The organism is Nitritalea sp., from assembly GCF_054166705.1.
Genome location: NZ_JBSZCV010000008.1, coordinates 586,824 through 604,560 on the forward strand (window position 1 = coordinate 586,824; position 17,737 = coordinate 604,560).

Genomic DNA, 17,737 nt, shown 5'->3' on the forward strand with positions numbered 1-17,737 from the left:
AAGTTGTACACACATGAGGCATATATCTTCAAAAGTAAATCACTTCAACCATGGTTAAGAAGAAATCGAAATCAGTCAAAATGATTAGATTAAATCCAACATTCTATTCGCGGAAAAATTGACCTTTGAAGAATGCAGTGAGTTACAGCAAATTGGATTGAATCAGCAGGTTTACATGATCTTTCCGGAAGATAATTTAGCTAAAGATCGCTTTGTGCTGAGTCAGCCATTCCAGGCTTATGAAGTTTGAGTAACAGTTGATAGGCCAATATGAGAGATTTATCCTATAGGCTTTATCTTTTAACAGGGTGCCACTATTCATTTCTACCCTAGCATCTTGTATGCCCGAAAATACTGAAAGTATGCTTGAAAAGTATTCGTTCAGAAGGAACTAGCGCAGGGCGACATAGACCGTCTGATCTGGGTCCCGAAGCCCAAAACGAAAGGAAAAGAAAGTAAACGAACAACAAAAAGAAGGCAAACGAAAGAAAAAGAAAGCAAACGAACACGCTTTTTCTTAAAAAGGAAAGGAAAAGAAAGTAATCGAACATTCGCCTGCTGTTCGCATATCTTCTTCTAGAAGAGAGCTTGTTGGTGTTTATGCCACTGCGGAAAGAGCCCTGCACTGATGGATATATTATATAGAAGGGCTAAGGAATTATTTTTGTTAAGCGGGCTTGTTGAAGGAAGGTTATTTCGTTATTTTACCGATTAGTTATATATAACACCTAATCTGGCACTATGAAAAAAATATTATTTATTCTTTCTGTCCTAATTATTGTAGGAAAGTTACAGGCGCAAGAGTCGAAGCATGAAGCCTTTATTGTAAAGAATTTAGATGCGAAAGAGGCTCAGTATGCTAAAATCGCGCGCGAAATTTGGGAAAACCCAGAATTGGGTTATCTGGAGTTTACCAGTTCGAAGTTGCTAGCTGAAGAGCTTAAAGCGTCAGGGTTTTCTGTGGAGATGGGTGTGGCGGGGATGCCTACTTCCTTCGTGGCCACCTATGACAGAGGGGGGCCGGTCATCGGCTTCTTGGCGGAGTATGATGCGCTGCCAGGTTTATCTCAAGACGCTGTACCTTTTCGTTCGGTACTCGTAGAAGGCGGAAATGGTCATGGTTGTGGGCACAACTTATTTGGTACTGCCGTGGTAGCTTCCGCTGTCACATTAAAAGAGTGGATCGACGCGAACCAGATAAAAGCCACGCTAAAGATTTTTGGCACGCCTGCTGAGGAAGGTGGTGCTGGTAAGGTGTATATGGTACGTGAAGGCCTTTTTGATCAAGTAGATGCAGTCATCAACTGGCACCCAGGAGATCGAAATAGCGCCGATGCCTCCACATGTACAGCTGTTATGCAGGGTTATTTTAAGTTTCATGGGCAGACCTCGCATGCGGCAGGAGCCCCCGAGCGTGGTCGGTCTGCCCTAGATGCCGTGGAAGCGATGAACATGATGGTTAACATGATGCGCGAGCATATCGATCAGGAAAGCCGTATTCATTATGTGATTACGAATGGAGGCCTGGCGGCTAATGTTGTGCCTGATTATGCAGTAGTCGAATACATGGTGCGGCATCCGGATGTTACTGAAGTGAAGCAAATATGGGAGCGTGTCAAGCTCGCCGCAGAAGGTGCTGCTTTGGGGACAGAGACTCGTGTGGAGGTAGAAGTTGTGGCGGGAATTTATGGTTTACTACCGAATGAAACTTTAGCCAAGACGATGCATGCCAACCTAATGCGAGTCGGTGGAGTACATTATGATGAGGAAGAGCGGGTATTTGCAGAAAAGATTCAAGTGAGCCTTCAACTTTCTAAGCTACCAGCACTTTCGGTAGCCCAAGAAGTTCAGCCCTACCAGCTCACCCATTTTCCTGCCTCTACGGATGTAGGAGATGTGAGCTACGTGGTGCCTACCGTCGGTCTGCGGACAGCCACATGGGTTCCTGGCACAGCGGCACACACCTGGCAAGCGGTGGCCGCAGACGGAATGAGCATAGGGTATAAAGGAATGATGGTGGCTGCTAAGACTATGGCACTTACAGGAAAAGACTTAATCATGAATCCTTTGTTAATTCGCGAAGCCAAGCAGGAATTCGAAAAACGTCTTGGAGGACTTGAGTATGAACCCTTAATCGGAGATATGGCCCCTCCTTTGCATTTTCGAAAAGATCAAAATAAGGTGCGGTAACTATCACATTCTGCAATATAGAGCCGGTGAGGCTTTGGAAGTAAAGGAAGTTCGCATTATCTTTAGTTGATACGATTTGTTTTCCTTTACCTTTTAAGGCCCCTATGATATCGAATCTAGCTACGAAGTTACAAGAAAAGGCAGCCCTGAAAGCGGCTGTCTTTCAACTTACCCAGTCCGCTTTTAAGCGCTTAGAAATGCAGGCTCATCAGTTGGCTCAGGAGTTACACGCACAGGTTAAAACGAATGATGGCGTGCAGGTGCAGTTTGATCAGGTAAATTCACATGAGTTTATTTTACGCTTCGGTGAAGATGCTCTTGTAGTCATCCTTCAAAGTAATGTGGTCAAACTTCCTGAGGAGCGCTATCTCAGTAAGGCGAAGTATGTGAAAGCAGATGAAAAACGTGCTTATTTCGGGCAGATACTTGTCTATAACTTTCTGAGTGATACCATCAATTTTAACCGAATGGATGATCACGGGTATCTTATCGGCAGGTTCTTGCTGAATGTCGAAAATAAATTCTTTATCGAAGGAGAAAGACAGCTGGTGTTTCATTATCCCGAGTTGAAGGAAAATGAACTCACAGACGAAAAGTTACGCGATATGTTGGCGCTGCTTATGCGCTCTGCTGTGGATAATGATCTTTTAGCACCGGCCTTTCAAGAGTTAATGGTCATTAACTATCAGCAGAAGCTGCTGTATACGTCTGGCTTGGGAAGTCCACAGAAAATCGGGTTCGATGTGTTCGCTAAAAATCGTGAAGAAGAGAGAGGTACTTCAACTTAAATCCGCCGACAGCTTAAACATAGCTTATCGGCGGATAACAGTCACATATACCTGTAACAGGTTTATGGTCCGCAAATATATTCCTTACCATTTTTTTACAAAATGTCTGTTTTTCGTGGATCCGGGCCGTAGGCATTCTCGCCATCCTGTCCAGGTTTTAAGGCCAGCCAAATGAAGCCTATAAAATTAAGAGGTGGTGGAATGAGGAGGTAGATGACGTATTTATAATCTAATCCGATATCATGAAGGCGGCGAATAGCCTGTACCAGGAGCATGACGATGGTGCTAATCAGAATGGTTCCGAAAATGGCGAAGGCTATCCAATCTTGTAGCTTGTAGGCATAAAAGAGCTGAATTAGCGAGATTACATTCGTACTATAAAAGATGAGAAATAAAGTCAGATATTTCCTTCGGGTGATGCGCCCGTTTGGATTTAAAACAGCTATCATGATTCATTGGTTCTTGGTTAAAGTCATAAATAGAACAAATCATAGGCTGAATTGTTTAAAATGTTTCTGTAGGAAAGCGGTCTCAAAGGGTTTAACGCATGAACTTGCTCCATGCGGTCTGGGTAACGGTTCCGTCTGAATCCCTACACAAATGCCGAAGGTCTTGTGGGTAAATATCCCACTGATTGTCATAACCTCTTGGTAACTTAATTTCTTTATGTTCTAGTAAATTTACATCGAATATATGTACCACGCACTCCACCTCATCTAAAGCATACAGCGTGTCATCTCTCAGCAATATCGTTCGATGTGGAAGATAGGTAAATCACTCCAAACACAAATGAATAGCATTATCAATAAAATGATTCGTTTCATCTCTTCACGATGTCAATATAATTGTTGTAAACAAAGAAATCTTCCCCCGAATAATTATCACACATTCCAGAGGCTAAAAACCCCGTAGATGTAGGAAGTACAAAGGACCAATCTACTTGAAAGCTGTTTCCCAATTCAATTTCTTCGATCTTGGTCAAGTTTTTATCTAATAGGATCAAAGAATAAGTTCTAGCGCAAACATTTTGGGTGTCTATTGGAAGTGCATGTACTACCACCCTAGAAAAGATATCCAAATCTTTATGATAAGAAAGAGCACCATATTGATTGGCATAATAAAATAATTTAAATACCTCACTTCGATCTTTACGATCCTTAAAGGGAGGAGGAAAATTAAAAAAGTCGCTATCGGCTTTTACAGTATGGTAATTTTGAAAATCATTAACATCGTACACGATTAATTCATTACTCAGCGGAAATCCAACGATAAAGCGATTTTCATGGAGTAAATAAAATGGAATTTGAAACTCCTTCGGATAATTGCCTTTTGCTTCCAAGATTTCCGCGGGATAAGAACCGAAAAACTGAGTGACCTGCTGACGATCAAAATCATAAACCCCAAAGGTCGTTAGCTTGTCGTTAATCATCTCATGTGGGTAGGCTCCGATGTCTCCTTGGGTTAAGGAAACAATCATCTCAGTAGGAGACGCAAAATACCCTTTGGTTTTTCTATTGTCGACAATAAAGTAATCCGTAAGTTTCAAGGGATGCAAGGAAGGAGTGCCCTCATGAATCTTTACAAAGCCATTTATTTTTTCCGAATGACCGTAGATAGCATCGTCAAATGGATTAAAAGATAGGACGCTTAGGTCACTCACCTCAAAATCTTGAAATTCAAGGAGAGAGTCCCGGAGCAGATGCATATCTTCCAATACCAGGAGCTTATTTGATGCGTTTGTAACAAACACTTTATCCTCACAAATGTATGCAGTGGAAAGAAAGGTAGAAAACTCCATAGGGATGGGAGTACGGAACGTGTCGCGAACTTCGACTATGTATTTATTGGCTTTTTTCTCTGAGCAAGCAAGCGCAAGTAACAGAAGGACAAAGGGAATTCTTTGCATGACAAAATTTGGTTATGCATCATGCGCTGGGAAGGAACCGGTTGACAAAGCTTATCTAAAGCACAAACATTTTTTCACAGCTACAGATTACGTTTTTTTTAGATAGATTTTTTATAACGAAAATAGATTAATTACGCATTTAGTGCTATTTGCATTGCAATATACCCCCCCCCCCACTTGTTGTATCCAAATATTCATCGCTAAATTTTGCATGAAATATTCCGTGGCTAGGCAAAAAGGTAGAAGGAAGTGTACCCTTTTCTCTTTCCCTTTTTTTCGCTTCGCTCTCGACGTAAAAGTGTGAGGTCCCTGGTATAAATTTCGCTACGCTACTCGTAGTGCACTAGAGCCCCAAAATTCAAACTTTCCGCTAAGTTGCTTGACGTAAGAATACAAAAAAACCTTTGGGACATCGATAGGTTCCCAAAGGTTTTAAAGTATTGCTGCCTACAGCTTGAAACGCTCGTGCTTAGATAATTTCTACACTTCTCTTTACAAAAGCGGTTAAATCCTTACCGGTGAGCAAGCCTTGCGCCAAAAGGGCTAGATCAAAGGCCTGCTTAGCGAGCTTAGCCTGGTCATCGGAAGATTCCGTCTTAAGGATTTTGTCCACCAAAGGATGGTTGCCGTTAATCGCTACCTTATACCGGTCCGGCATAGCGCCATAAAAACTCATGCCGCCCCCGCCCGTCTGGGCCATATCCTTCATGCGACGCATGAACTCATCCATGGTCACGGTCACGGGCAGCTCCTCCGGACTAAGTCCCTCCACTTGAATTTCATAGGTTTCTTTCGCGATCGCCTTTTCGAAAATTTCCTTCACCTGCTTACTTTGCTCCTCTGTGAGTAAATTTTCAATGCTGCTCTCTTTTTCGATCAACTTATCCACCACATCGGCATCCACACGCTTGAAGGCTATTTTTTCACCCTTCATTTCTACATGTTGGATAAAATGACTGTCGATCGGATGGTCCAGCACGAGAACATCATAGCCTTTTTGGTTCGCAGAACCGATGAAGGCATCTTGCTTCTCTACATCAGTAGCATACAGGTAAACTTTCTGCTCGTTCTTATCCGTCTGTAGCGCTTGCACCTTTTCAGCATACTCTTCCAAGGTGAAGCAAGCTCCTTCTGTATTTTTTAGTAAGGCGAACTGCTTGGCCTTATCGGCAAATTTATCTTCGCTAATCATGCCGTATTTCACGAACAAGCCGATATCCGCCCATTTTTGCTCATAGGCGGCACGGTCTTTTTTAAACAGTTCCCCTAGTTTATCCGCTACCTTTTTCGTGATGTGGTTGTTTATCTTCTTCACATTTCCATCGGCCTGTAGGAAGCTTCTGGACACATTTAGCGGAATATCCGGAGAATCGATCACCCCATGTAGGAGCATTAAAAATTCCGGTACGATGTCTTTTACCTCATCGGTTATGAAAACCTGGCGGCTAAAGAGCTTGATTTTATTTTTCTGAAGGTCAAAATCATTTTTGATCTTAGGAAAATAAAGGACTCCTGTTAAGTTGAAAGGGAAATCAACATTCAAATGGATCCAGAATAGCGGGTCCTCACTAAATGGATAAAGCTCCTTATAAAACGCAAGGTAATCTTCATCCTTCAGGTCACTGGGAGATTTGGTCCAAATCGGGGCCGTCGTGTTGATCACATTCGGCACTTCCACGGAGGCGTACTTCGTTTTTCCTTCCTCATCCACACCATCTTCCTTACTCTCAGTTTTAGTGCCGAACTGGATCGGAACAGGTAGGAACTTGGCATACTTATCTAAAATGCCTTGTAGCTTATGCTTATCTAAAAACTCTTCTCCTTCCTCAGAAAGATGTAAAATCACCGTGGTTCCACGAGATGTGCGCGATCCCTCACTGATTTCAAAACTGGTACTTCCATCGCATACCCAGCGAGCAGGCTCTGCCCCCTCCTGATAGGATAAGGTCTGAATTTCAACCTCCTTGGCCACCATAAAGGCAGAGTAAAAGCCCAAGCCGAACTTACCGATGATTTCATTCGCATCCTTTCCCTCTTTAAACTTTTCCACAAATTCAGTAGCCCCGGAAAACGCAATCTGATTGATATACTTTTTGATCTCCTCAGCTGTCATCCCCAAGCCATTATCTGCGATGGTGATGGTCTTTTTTTCCTCATCGAAGCTCACCTGCACGGTGGTATCGCCCAAGTCTCCGCCATACTGACCGAGTGAGGCCAGACGCTTGATTTTTTGCGTAGCATCGACGGCATTCGACACAAGCTCACGCAAAAAAATCTCGTTATCGGAATACAAAAATTTCTTGATAATCGGGAAAATGTTCTCGGTATGAATCGAGATGGTACCTTTTTCTTGCATATCTAATTATTCGTTTAGAATGGAACGCTCTGTTTAAAGCTGCTAGGGCAAGAGCTGTTCCAATCCCTGTTTTCTGTCATTTTGTCATTTTATGCCCCGGCCTTACCTACGCTATGTCTTTTTGAAGTAAATTGCCACCCGACCGTCTCGGATAAAACATGCATACCCCTAGTCTGACTCCTGCCAAAACCCTTTATCAACACACGCTTTCCCAACTTCGTTATGTGTACGAGGAGGAAGAGGCACCGGCAGTAGTAGAACTCCTGCTGGAGGAAGTCTACGGGATTTCGCGCATGCAGATGCATAGCCAGGAGTTGCTCGACGCTGAGCGGCTTAGCCCTTTTTTAGCGCTGCTCGCCACAGGCATGCCGCTACAGCAGGCGCTCGGTTATGCCTATTTTTATGGGCGTAAGTTTCGCGTCAGTGAGGCGGTTTTAATTCCTAGGAGAGAGACGGAAGAGCTGGTATACACCTTGCTGCAGCGCCATCAGCCCGCCAAAGGGAAACGCCTCCTCGATATCGGTACAGGGAGCGGCTGTATCGCGCTGACCCTTGCCCTAGAGTTGCCCGCCGCCACTGTCTGGGGGCTAGATGTGTCAGAAGAAGCTTTGGCCGTGGCCAAAGAAAACGGAAAACGGCTCTCCGCGGCGGTGCACTGGCTGCAAGGGGATATCTTAAACTGGAAACAGGAGGGTCCAGCGGGCCCTTGGGACATTATTGTGAGTAACCCTCCTTATGTCTGCCGCACAGAAAAGGAGCAGATGGCAGCCCGCGTACTGGATTTTGAGCCCCATCTGGCGCTTTTCGTCCCTGATGAAGATCCCCTCCAGTTTTATCGGGAAATTGGGAGCTACGGACGCCAGACCCTGCTGCCAGGAGGAGCGCTCTATGTGGAAATAAATGAGGCATATGGACGGGCTTGCTGCCAACTTTTTACCGAGCAGGGCTATGAAAAAGTGGCCCTACATGTGGACATGCAGGGCAAAGACCGTATCGTGGAGGCCTTTCAGCCGAGGCCGGTGGACCTAGTCTAAGTGGCGCTCGCGGCAGCATAGTCTTTGGCCGGTAGGCCAAAGAACGGGAAGGAAAAGGTCCCTTAGTCCTCCCAGCCCCATGCGGGCCCTGGGTTTTCCACCTCTTCGCTCAGGTCAAAGCGCACCGTAAACTCCCGGCTGGCGCCCACACGGCGTAAGTTGTAGGTAAAGCTCTTCTCGTCAACAGTGATCCACCAAATATTATTCGCCGCATAAGGAATCAGATCAGCCGTCTCTTGGTCGGCAGGAAAAAACTGGATGCCTGCCATGCCCGTGTTCGAGCTCACACCGCCATACTGCGTGATTTCATCTTCGCTGCCGTCCTCATGGCGGTGGTCATGCTTGAGCTTGATCGTGCCTCCTGCCTCGCGGGTAAGGACCCAGGTGCGTGATTTGTCTTCGCCCACAAAGAATGGGATCGTGATGCGGTCAGGGTCACAGCTGCGGACATGCATGACCAGTTTTTTCCCTGCGAACTGGTCATTCGGGCCCATCGGGGTGGTAACCTCACCTGCAAATGTCTTTCCGCAGTGCTGACTGAGGCGTGCCCAGAAAGTATCTGAACCGCGCTCTTTCTCCTGAGCAGCGGCAGAAAAAGTGGATAAATGGAAAATAAGTAGGAAAAGTCCTGTCGTTAATTGCGTGATATACTTCATTCTTTTACAAAATTATACGGTAAACATAAGAATAAATAATCGATCAGCAGTTCCCAAAAACAGTTTTATTCCATGAGCGGTTTTAAAGGAAATGAATACAAAAAGAGTTGTAGTTTGGTTTAGAAATGATTTAAGGGTGCATGATCATGCACCTTTATTTTCTGCCTACGAAAAAGATGCGGAGGTCATTCCGGTTTACTGTGTGGATCCGAGACAGTTCGCTACCATGCGCTTAGGCCTTCCTAAGACAGGCGCCTTTCGGGCCAAATTCCTCATCGAGGCGCTCTGCGACTTACGGCTTAGGCTTATCGATTTAGGCGCCCAGCTGCATCTCTTATACGGCAAGCCCGAGGAGGTGCTGCCCGACTTTCTACGTGCAGTAGAGGCAGATGCGCTGTACTTTTCAGAGGAAATCGCATCTGAGGAGGTAGCGGTGGAGAAGGCTGTGGAGGCTGCTGCCTGGAAAGCGGGGGTGGTGACAGAGTCTTTTTGGCAGCAAACGTTCTTTCATATTCAAGACCTTCCTTTCCCTGTGGGGCAGACCCCGGAAGTCTTTACCCAGTTTCGGAAAGAATGCGAAAAATTTAGCAAAATCAGACCGGCCTATCCTGCGCCGGAGGAATTATATTATCCCTTTCCAGATGTGCCAAAAGGAGAAATTCCCACTTTGGCAGCTCTTGGTTTGGAGGAGCCCGAAGTTTCGGACCGTGGCGTGTTGGTGTTTGAAGGTGGTGAAGGTCCGGCTTTGGCGCGACTCCAAACCTACTTTTGGGAAAATGACTGCCTAAAAGTCTACAAAGAGACACGTAACGGTCTTCTCGGTGCGGATTATTCCAGTAAATTTTCTCCTTGGCTGGCCTTAGGCTGTATCTCGCCCCGCTACATCTATGAGGAGGTAGTCCGCTATGAGAAGGAGCGCAAGAAAAACCAGTCTACCTACTGGCTCGTTTTCGAGCTGATCTGGAGAGATTATTTTAAGTTTATCGCTAAGAAACACGGCAATAAGATCTTTTGGCTGCAGGGCATCAAGCCGAATGCAGAAAGGTGGCAGCGTAATGAGACCCTCTTTCAGCGCTGGGTGGCAGGGCAAACGGGCATTCCTTTTGTAGACGCCAACATGCGCGAGCTGGCAGAAACGGGTTTTATGTCGAATCGGGGCCGCCAAAATGTGGCGAGCTTCCTAGTGAATGATTTGAATATCGACTGGCGCTGGGGTGCTTCCTACTTCGAGTCGGTGCTCATCGATTACGACGTGTGCAGCAACTGGGGCAACTGGATGTATGTGGCGGGCGTTGGAAATGATCCACGAGAAAACCGTTATTTTGCGATTTTGAAGCAAGCGAAAAATTACGATTCTAAGGGTGATTATGTGCGTCACTGGGTGCCGGAACTCGCTGCATTGCCGGGTTATGATATCCAAAAGCCTTTTGATTTGCCGCCAGGCACCCTTAAAAAATACGGCATCAGCCTCGGTGGGCACTATCCTCATCCTATGGTTAAGATGCGTGCGATCTATTAAGTATTTTCTATAGTCATCCGTATATCAAGCTTTCCTATTCCGCGACTCGGGAGGAAAGGTCTTTTCTAAAAATGCTGCTAGTGCTTCGATGCCGGCAGCATTTTTTTCGTACATGCCCATGTGTCCTACTCCTTCCAAGAGAACAAAACTATCGACGAGGCCTTCCTGTGCACGGCTGTCTGTGACTGAAATGGCGGGGTCCTCTAGGCCGGCGATGAATAGGCTAGGGGACATGCGGGCGAGCACTTCACGGCGGTCTGGTCGATTGCGCATGGCTCGGGTATAGGCGAGCGCCACCTCGGTGGGTGTCCGACTCCCCTGCCGGATGAGAGATTGGATGGGGCCCTGCAGCAGCTCCCTTTGCCCCTGGGCAAATAGGCTGGGCACAAATCCCCTCAGAAAGGCTTCTACACCCTGTTTTTCCAGAAAGCTGCATACCTTATCGCGCATACGTTGCTTTTCGGGGCTATCTGCAAAGGCCGTGGAGTGGAACAGGCAAATCCCTTTCAGCTTCGCTCCCAGTAGTTCAGCTAGGGCTAGGGCAATGTAGCCACCGAGGCTGTGGCCGATGAGAAAGAGGTTTTCTGTGGCATCTTGTTCCTCAAGCCAGTCGAGCAGGCTTACGGCCACACTTTCTACGCTAAGAGGACCTTCTGTTTCAGCAGGCATGGGGCTTTGCCCAAAGCCCGGTAAGTCGACTAAGAGCAGCTCAAACTCCCCTTCCAGAGCGGGCAGGGCAGCTTGCCAGATGCGATGGTCTTCGAGGAAGCCATGGAGAAAGAGTAGGCAGGGGCGTCCTTTCTGGATGCTGGCGATACGGCGGACGAAGCGTGTGGACATAAAAAAGACCTTTAAGAACGATGCTTAAAGGTCTTGAAATCTTTTCATGGGCCAAAGTGTCGCCAAGAATTTTTTTAGGCGCGGATTTTTTCGCTTAGCGCCCGAACGGTTTCTGCGATGCCGGCGGGATCAAAACCACAGTCGGCATGGAGCTCCAGCTGCTCTCCGTGTTCGATAACCTCATCCGGGATGCCGAGTCGCTTCACCTGAGCCTGATACCCATGGTCCATCATCCACTCCAAAACAGCACTTCCGAAGCCACCCATCAGGCAGCCATCTTCGACGGTAATGACTTTGGAGAACTTGCTGAAGACCTCATGTAAAAGTCCTTCATCCAGTGGCTTCACGAATCGCATGTCGTAGTGTGCGGGGTTAAGCCCCTCTTTAGCAAGCGCTTCACAGGCCTCTACAGCATAGTTTCCGATGTGGCCAATGGTTAGGATGGCCACCTCTTCTCCTTCTTTAATGATACGTCCTTGGCCTACGGGAATTTCCCGCATCGGCGTGCGCCATTCCGGCATGACCCCATTCCCTCTCGGGTAGCGGATGGAGAAGGGCCCTCCGAAACGGGAGGCGGTGAACATCAGGTTACGCAGCTCTTCTTCGTCCATCGGAGCACTGACGACCAAGTTAGGAATACAGCGGAAGAAGGCGATATCATAGGCTCCATGATGCGTAGGGCCATCAGCTCCCGCGAACCCTGCGCGGTCTAAACAGAATACTACAGGAAGTTCTTGTAAGCAGACATCATGGAGAACTTGATCGTAAGCACGCTGCATGAAGGTGCTGTAGATGTTACAGAAAGGCACAAGTCCCTGCGTCGCTAAACCAGCGGAGAAGGTCACCGCATGCTGCTCGGCGATGCCCACATCGAAAGCTCTATCCGGCATTTCTTTCATCATGATGTTCAGCGAAGAGCCGGAAGGCATGGCTGGGGTGACGCCCATGATGGCAGGGTTTTCCTTTGCCAGTTCTACGAGTGTATGACCGAATACATCTTGGTACTTTGGCGGCTGTGGGGCCGAAGGTTTTTTCTTGTAAATTTCACCTGTAACTTTATCGAAAAGCCCAGGCGCGTGCCAAGTGGTTTTATTACCGTTTTCTGCCGGCGCGAAGCCTTTTCCTTTTACGGTTACACAGTGCAGGATTTTCGGCCCAGGGATATGTTTCAGGTCTTCTAACAGTTCGACCAGATGGTGCACGTCATGTCCATCTACAGGGCCGAAGTAGCGCAAGTTCAAGCTTTCGAAAAGATTCGACTGCTTCATCACGGCAGACTTGATCGCCCCCTCCACTTTAGAAAGCACCTCCTGGGCGGAGCTACCAAATTTACTCAGCTTTCCGAGCAAGTTCCACACCTCATCCTTCGCCTTGTTATAGGTCTGCGAGACGGTGATGTCGGTCAAGTATTCTTTTAAAGCACCCACGTTCGGGTCGATGGACATGCAGTTATCGTTTAGGATAATGAGCATGTTCGTATCCGCTACGCCGGCATGGTTCATGGCTTCGAAGGCCATCCCGCCCGTCATGGCACCATCTCCGATGACCGCGACATGTTGCTTCTTCCGATCTCCCTTATACGTCGATGCTACTGCCATGCCTAGTGCTGCCGAGATGGAGGTGCTGGAGTGGCCTACGCCGAAGGTGTCGTATTCACTTTCTTTACGTTTCGGAAATCCCGAGATTCCCCCATACTGTCTATTGGTATGAAAGCGGGATTTTCTTCCCGTTAAAATTTTATGTCCATATGCCTGATGGCCCACATCCCAGACCAGCTGATCTTCGGGGGTATTCAGTACATAGTGCAGGGCTACTGTCAGCTCTACGACTCCTAGGCTGGCGCCAAAGTGCCCGCCATAGATCGATACATTGTCCACGATGAACTGTCGCAGTTCATCACAAATCTGTACCAGCTCATCCTTAGAGAACTTTTTTAGGTCCTCAGGACTGTCGATCTGAGCGAGTAATTTACCTGGTTTTATCAACATGCCTTTCCTGTTTCGATTTAAAATAACTAAACCAGCCACTTCACGTGAATGTTTAGCGGCGGTTTGATCATTTTGGATTCCTATCTCGTATTATATCAACGGAATATGATATCTTTGAATTCGATTAGGCGACAAAAATACGACAAAATAAATAGTATTCAGTGAGTTTCGAAATCAAATTACCACTTTTCGAGGGACCTTTCGATCTGATGCTCTTTTTTATAGAGCGGGATGAGCTGGATATTTACGATATTCCTATCGCGCGGATCATCCGCGATTTTTTAGCCTACATCGAGCAGCTAGAGCAGATGGAAATTGAGGTGGCCAGTGAGTTTATCCTCTTTGCAGCTACGCTGATGAAAATTAAATCCAAGATGCTGATTCCCCGCCCCGAGTTAAATGAGGATGGGGAAGAAGTCGATCCGCGGGAGGAGCTGATCCGGCATCTGGTCGAATATAAGAAGTATAAGTCTGTGGTGGGGACGCTGGCAGAGATGGAAGAGCGCCGCCTCTCCATGCATGTGCGTGGCAATGTGGAGCAGGAACTGAAAAGTCTGACGCCGGTCCACGAGGTGGAGGCAGAGGTACAGGACATCGACTTGTATAAGCTCTTGAAGGTGTATCAGCGCGTGCTCGGGAAATTTGCGGCGCGAGCCGAGGAGACCCGCCATACGGTCATCCCTTACCCCTATACCATCGAGCAGCAAAAGGCCTACCTTCTGGACAGGATCAGTCTTCAGGAGCGAATCGCATTTACGGATATCATCACAGAAAATCCGGATAAAATCCGTATAATCTATACTTTTTTGGCCATTTTGGAACTCCTGCAGGCTTCGCTGGTTACCATTAGGATCGGTGAGGGCTTTAATAACTTCTGGGTGGAGAAAACTGCGGGCACACCGACGCTAATCGTATGAAGTTAGACAATAAAAAGATTTTCGAGACGCTCAATCCGAATCGGGTGTGGGTACCTGTATTGATCGGGGTGGCGATCGTGCTGCTCCTTTTTTATCTGGATCCGAATGTAAACACAGCGACGCTTCGAGGGATTTTTGATGCTTCTTGGGTGGGCATCGTGCTGGCTATCGTGGTGATCTTATTCCGAGATCTGGGGTATATTTACCGGATTCGTGTGATCACCGACGGGGAGCTCACATGGGTTCGGGCGCTCTATGTGATCATTTTATGGGAGTTCGCCAGTGCCGTTACCCCCTCTATCGTAGGTGGTACGGCTGTAGCGGTCTTTATTTTGAACAAAGAAAAAATCAAGTTGGGCAAGGCCCTAGCCTATGTCATGTTGACGGCGATTTTAGACAATTTATTCTTTGTGATCGGAGCGCCTTTGATCCTGTTTTTCGCACAAGGGGATATTTTTCCTTCTGGGCGTCTGATGGAAATGAAGCTGGGCCGCAGTTTAGAAATCATTTTTTTTACCAGCTACGGGCTTTATGCCTTTTACTCCTTGGTGATGGCCTCAGCGCTGTTTTGGCGGCCTCGCGTGTTCAAGTGGCTCTTACTGAAAATCGCTTCCATTAAATGGCTGCGGCGCTGGCGCCATCAAGCCAGCGAATATGGAGACCAGATCATTGAGGCCTCTAAGGAGCTGCGTGGCAAGCGCTGGGATTACTGGGTGCCGATCGTGTTGGCTACTGTTTTCATTTGGTCGAGCCGCTATTTTATGTTGAACGCGCTGATGTCCGCCTACATTCCATTAGAAATTGGTGAACACATACTCATTTTCGCCCGTCAGGTGATCATGTGGATCGCGATGATGGTATCGCCGACGCCGGGAAGCAGTGGCACGGCAGAGTTCTTCTTTAACCAATTCTTCTCTGAGTTTTTAGGGGGCTACACTTTTGTGACGTCGATTCTCTGGAGACTCTTATCCTACTACCCGTATTTACTTTTGGGCGCCTTTTTCTTACCCCGCTGGGTGAAGCAGGTGTTCTTTAGTGCTAAGAAATCTTCATGATATATGCATTTCGTCCTCGTGAGCTGGTGGACCTTTGCGCGGGAGCGCTCCACAGCTTACTCCCTACTGAGCAGGTAGATTTACTGACCATCGAGTCCTTGAGTATCGATAGCCGCGAGTCTTTTTTGGGGCAGGGGCACCTGTTTGTCTGCTTACGGGGGGCCAAGTTTGACGGGCATGCGTATGTGGCGGAACTGTATGCGCGCGGTTTACGGCATTTTTTAGTAGGTAGGGAGCAGCTTCCGGTGTTAGCGGCCTACCCGGAGGCCATTTTTTATGCAGTGGCGGACACGCGCGAGGCTTTACAGGCATTAGCAGCGGCCCAGCGGAATGCCTTTCAGCGGCCCCTGCTCGCGGTGACGGGTAGTAATGGAAAAACGATCGTGAAGGAGTGGCTGGGTCAGGTGCTCTCCGAGCAATTTGCCGTGGCCAAAAGCCCGAAAAGTTACAATAGCCAGGTGGGGGTGCCCCTTTCACTCTTTGGGCTGGCTCCTTATCACCAGGTGGCGCTCATGGAGGCGGGCATCTCGCAAGTAGGTGAGATGGAGCGGCTCGAAGCGATGCTGCGCCCCGAAATAGGTATTTTCACGAACATCGGGACAGCTCATGATGCGGGCTTCCGAGATCGGGAGGAAAAACTGCGGGAGAAGCTGCTACTTTTTCGACGGTCTCGGTTGATTATCGCCAGGGCCGATCAGCCGGCAGTACGTGCAGCCCTTTTGGCCACCTTTCCTCGTGAGCGCTTGGTGCTATGGTCCGATACCCCGGGAGAAGATTACTGCCTAGGGGTAAAGATACGCGAGGGGCAGGCACAAATCCTCCTACTTAAGCCCGATATGAGCATGTTCACCTTTCGAGTCCGCTTTACGGATCCGGCTTCTTTAGAAAATGTACGTGCGGTGATCGTGGCGGCGCTTACGGTAGGCATGTCTCCGTCCACCATTCAGCAGGGCCTGGAAAAGCTGCGCACAGTTCCGATGCGGCTGACGGTGAAAAATGGGGTGGCGGGTAACCTGCTTATCGACGATACGTATAATAACGACCTTGCGGGATTGCGCATCGCGCTAGCCTTCATGCAGCAGCAGCGGCCGATGCGGCGTAAGATCCTGGTCCTTTCCGCGCTGAAGCAGGGGGGAGAGCCGGAACCCCTTTATGCGGAGGTGGCGGCTTTACTCATCCAGCATGACATTAACTCCATTTACTTGGTAGGAGAGGAAGCCTTTGGCTTGAAGGATTTACTGGAAAACGTACACTGCTTTCGGACGACAGACGAGCTGCTGGCCTACCTGCGGGAGCGGGAGCCTTTTCAGCAGGATGTCATCCTCATCTCAGGTGCGCGTACTTACCGTTTCGAACGTATCGTGGAGGCGCTAGAGCGCAACATCCATGGTACTTCACTGGAAATTAACTTGAATGCGCTGACGCATAACTATAATTTCTATAAGCGGAAGCTGGCGCCTGGGACGAAGGTCATGGTGATGGTCAAGGCCTTTGCTTATGGAGGAGGAGCGGTGGAAATCGCGAATCACCTGAGCTATCTCCAGGCGGACTACTTGGCAGTAGCCTATACAGATGAGGGTGTGGCCTTACGGCAAGCGGGCATTCGGCTGCCCATCATGGTGTTGAACCCCCTGGAGGAGGCTTTTCCACTGTTGGCAGAGCACCAGCTGGAGCCAGTGGTGTATAGCTTACGCTTTTTGCGGGAGCTCCAGCACTTTGTGCAGCAGCGAGCCGTCACCTTGCAGATTCACTTGGATCTGGATACCGGCATGAAGCGTTTGGGCTTCGACTGGAAGGATGTAGATGCACTAAAGCAGCAGCTATCTACTGCTTCGGGTTTAGCCGTTGCCTCGGTCTACACCCATTTAGTGGGGGCGGATGGAGAGGAGCATAATGCATTTAGCAGGGAGCAGATTGCTCGTTTCGAGCAAATGTATGCGGCTGTCGTGGCGGATTTGCCAAACAAACCACTGCGTCATGTGTTAAACTCTGCGGGAATCCTTCGTTTTCCAGAGAAACAGATGGATATGGTGCGGTTAGGAATCGGGCTCTATGGAGTGGAGGTGAACCGCATGGCAGATCGAGAGCTTCGCGCCGTTTCTCGCCTAAAGACGGTTATCAGCCAGATAAAGGTTTTAGAACCGGGAGAAACAGTGGGCTATAGCAGAGCGGGTAGTCTTCCGAAAGGAGGTCGCATCGCCACCATTGCGATCGGATATGCCGATGGCTTCGATCGCCGCTTTAGCCAAGGCGTGGGCAAGGTGTACATCCAGGGGCAGCTGGCACCGGTCGTGGGCAATGTCTGCATGGATATGTGTATGGTAGATGTCAGTCATATACCAGAGGCCAGCGAGGGGGATACGGTAATTATCTTCGGAGAAGAGCTTCCGCTTATTCAGCTGGCCCAGGAGATAGGGACGATCCCGTATGAACTACTTACAGCTATTTCAACACGTGTGAAGCGTGTGTATTATTTAGATTAAAAAAA

The 17,737-nt window shown here is 48.1% G+C and carries 13 protein-coding genes; 7 read left to right on the forward strand and 6 right to left on the reverse strand.

What is annotated here, in order from left to right:
- The first annotated feature begins 741 nt into the window (after window positions 1-741).
- Window positions 742-2,190 carry an amidohydrolase gene (locus ACXIT9_RS06500; protein WP_458055413.1) on the forward strand — a complete coding sequence of 483 codons (1,449 nt, stop codon included), beginning with the start codon at window positions 742-744 and terminating at the stop codon, window positions 2,188-2,190.
- A 104-nt stretch (window positions 2,191-2,294) separates the two neighbouring features.
- Entirely contained in the window at window positions 2,295-2,978 is a 684-nt protein-coding gene (locus ACXIT9_RS06505) for a hypothetical protein (protein WP_458055414.1), read from the forward strand.
- A gap of 95 nt (window positions 2,979-3,073) precedes the next feature.
- Here the strand turns inward: ACXIT9_RS06505 and ACXIT9_RS06510 are convergent, their stop codons facing one another.
- From ACXIT9_RS06510 to htpG, 3 genes are all read right to left on the reverse strand, one after another.
- Window positions 3,074-3,427, reverse strand: a complete 354-nt coding sequence (locus ACXIT9_RS06510; RefSeq protein WP_458055415.1) for a DUF805 domain-containing protein — start codon at window positions 3,425-3,427, stop codon at window positions 3,074-3,076.
- Between the two features lie 371 nt (window positions 3,428-3,798).
- A complete protein-coding gene (locus ACXIT9_RS06515) occupies window positions 3,799-4,884 on the reverse strand; it encodes a hypothetical protein (RefSeq protein WP_458055416.1) in 1,086 nt (361 codons plus the stop codon).
- Between the two features lie 469 nt (window positions 4,885-5,353).
- Window positions 5,354-7,240: a molecular chaperone HtpG gene (htpG, locus tag ACXIT9_RS06520; RefSeq protein ID WP_458055417.1), complete on the reverse strand. Its 1,887-nt coding sequence runs from the start codon at window positions 7,238-7,240 to the stop codon at window positions 5,354-5,356.
- Window positions 7,241-7,398: 158 nt separating this feature from the next.
- On the opposite strand from htpG, the gene prmC reads away from it, so the two are divergent.
- Complete coding sequence (gene prmC / locus ACXIT9_RS06525) at window positions 7,399-8,274, forward strand: peptide chain release factor N(5)-glutamine methyltransferase (protein WP_458055418.1); 876 nt, start codon at window positions 7,399-7,401, stop codon at window positions 8,272-8,274.
- Between the two features lie 62 nt (window positions 8,275-8,336).
- On the opposite strand, the gene ACXIT9_RS06530 is transcribed toward prmC, so the two are convergent.
- Window positions 8,337-8,930 carry a hypothetical protein gene (locus ACXIT9_RS06530; RefSeq protein ID WP_458055419.1) on the reverse strand — a complete coding sequence of 198 codons (594 nt, stop codon included), beginning with the start codon at window positions 8,928-8,930 and terminating at the stop codon, window positions 8,337-8,339.
- A 91-nt stretch (window positions 8,931-9,021) separates the two neighbouring features.
- On the opposite strand from ACXIT9_RS06530, the gene ACXIT9_RS06535 reads away from it, so the two are divergent.
- Window positions 9,022-10,449, forward strand: a complete 1,428-nt coding sequence (locus ACXIT9_RS06535) for a DASH family cryptochrome (protein ID WP_458055420.1) — start codon at window positions 9,022-9,024, stop codon at window positions 10,447-10,449.
- A 24-nt stretch (window positions 10,450-10,473) separates the two neighbouring features.
- On the opposite strand, the gene ACXIT9_RS06540 is transcribed toward ACXIT9_RS06535, so the two are convergent.
- Together ACXIT9_RS06540 and dxs are read right to left on the reverse strand one after the other, a co-directional pair.
- Window positions 10,474-11,289: an alpha/beta fold hydrolase gene (locus ACXIT9_RS06540; protein WP_458055421.1), complete on the reverse strand. Its 816-nt coding sequence runs from the start codon at window positions 11,287-11,289 to the stop codon at window positions 10,474-10,476.
- A 74-nt stretch (window positions 11,290-11,363) separates the two neighbouring features.
- The gene (gene dxs, locus ACXIT9_RS06545; RefSeq protein ID WP_458055422.1) at window positions 11,364-13,277 is read right to left on the reverse strand and encodes a 1-deoxy-D-xylulose-5-phosphate synthase; all 1,914 of its coding nucleotides are present in this window, start codon (window positions 13,275-13,277) and stop codon (window positions 11,364-11,366) included.
- A gap of 161 nt (window positions 13,278-13,438) precedes the next feature.
- On the opposite strand from dxs, the gene ACXIT9_RS06550 reads away from it, so the two are divergent.
- Genes ACXIT9_RS06550 through ACXIT9_RS06560 form a run of 3 tightly spaced genes read left to right on the forward strand, consistent with a single transcriptional unit; the run spans window position 13,439 to window position 17,732 of the window.
- Window positions 13,439-14,194, forward strand: a complete 756-nt coding sequence (locus ACXIT9_RS06550; RefSeq protein WP_458055423.1) for a segregation and condensation protein A — start codon at window positions 13,439-13,441, stop codon at window positions 14,192-14,194.
- Window positions 14,191-15,249 (forward strand): lysylphosphatidylglycerol synthase transmembrane domain-containing protein, encoded by a 1,059-nt coding sequence (locus ACXIT9_RS06555; RefSeq protein ID WP_458055424.1) that lies wholly within the window; start codon window positions 14,191-14,193, stop codon window positions 15,247-15,249. The genes ACXIT9_RS06550 and ACXIT9_RS06555 overlap by 4 nt, the downstream gene beginning before the upstream one ends.
- Entirely contained in the window at window positions 15,246-17,732 is a 2,487-nt protein-coding gene (locus ACXIT9_RS06560; RefSeq protein ID WP_458055425.1) for a bifunctional UDP-N-acetylmuramoyl-tripeptide:D-alanyl-D-alanine ligase/alanine racemase, read from the forward strand. The genes ACXIT9_RS06555 and ACXIT9_RS06560 overlap by 4 nt, the downstream gene beginning before the upstream one ends.
- Window positions 17,733-17,737: the final 5 nt, after the last annotated feature.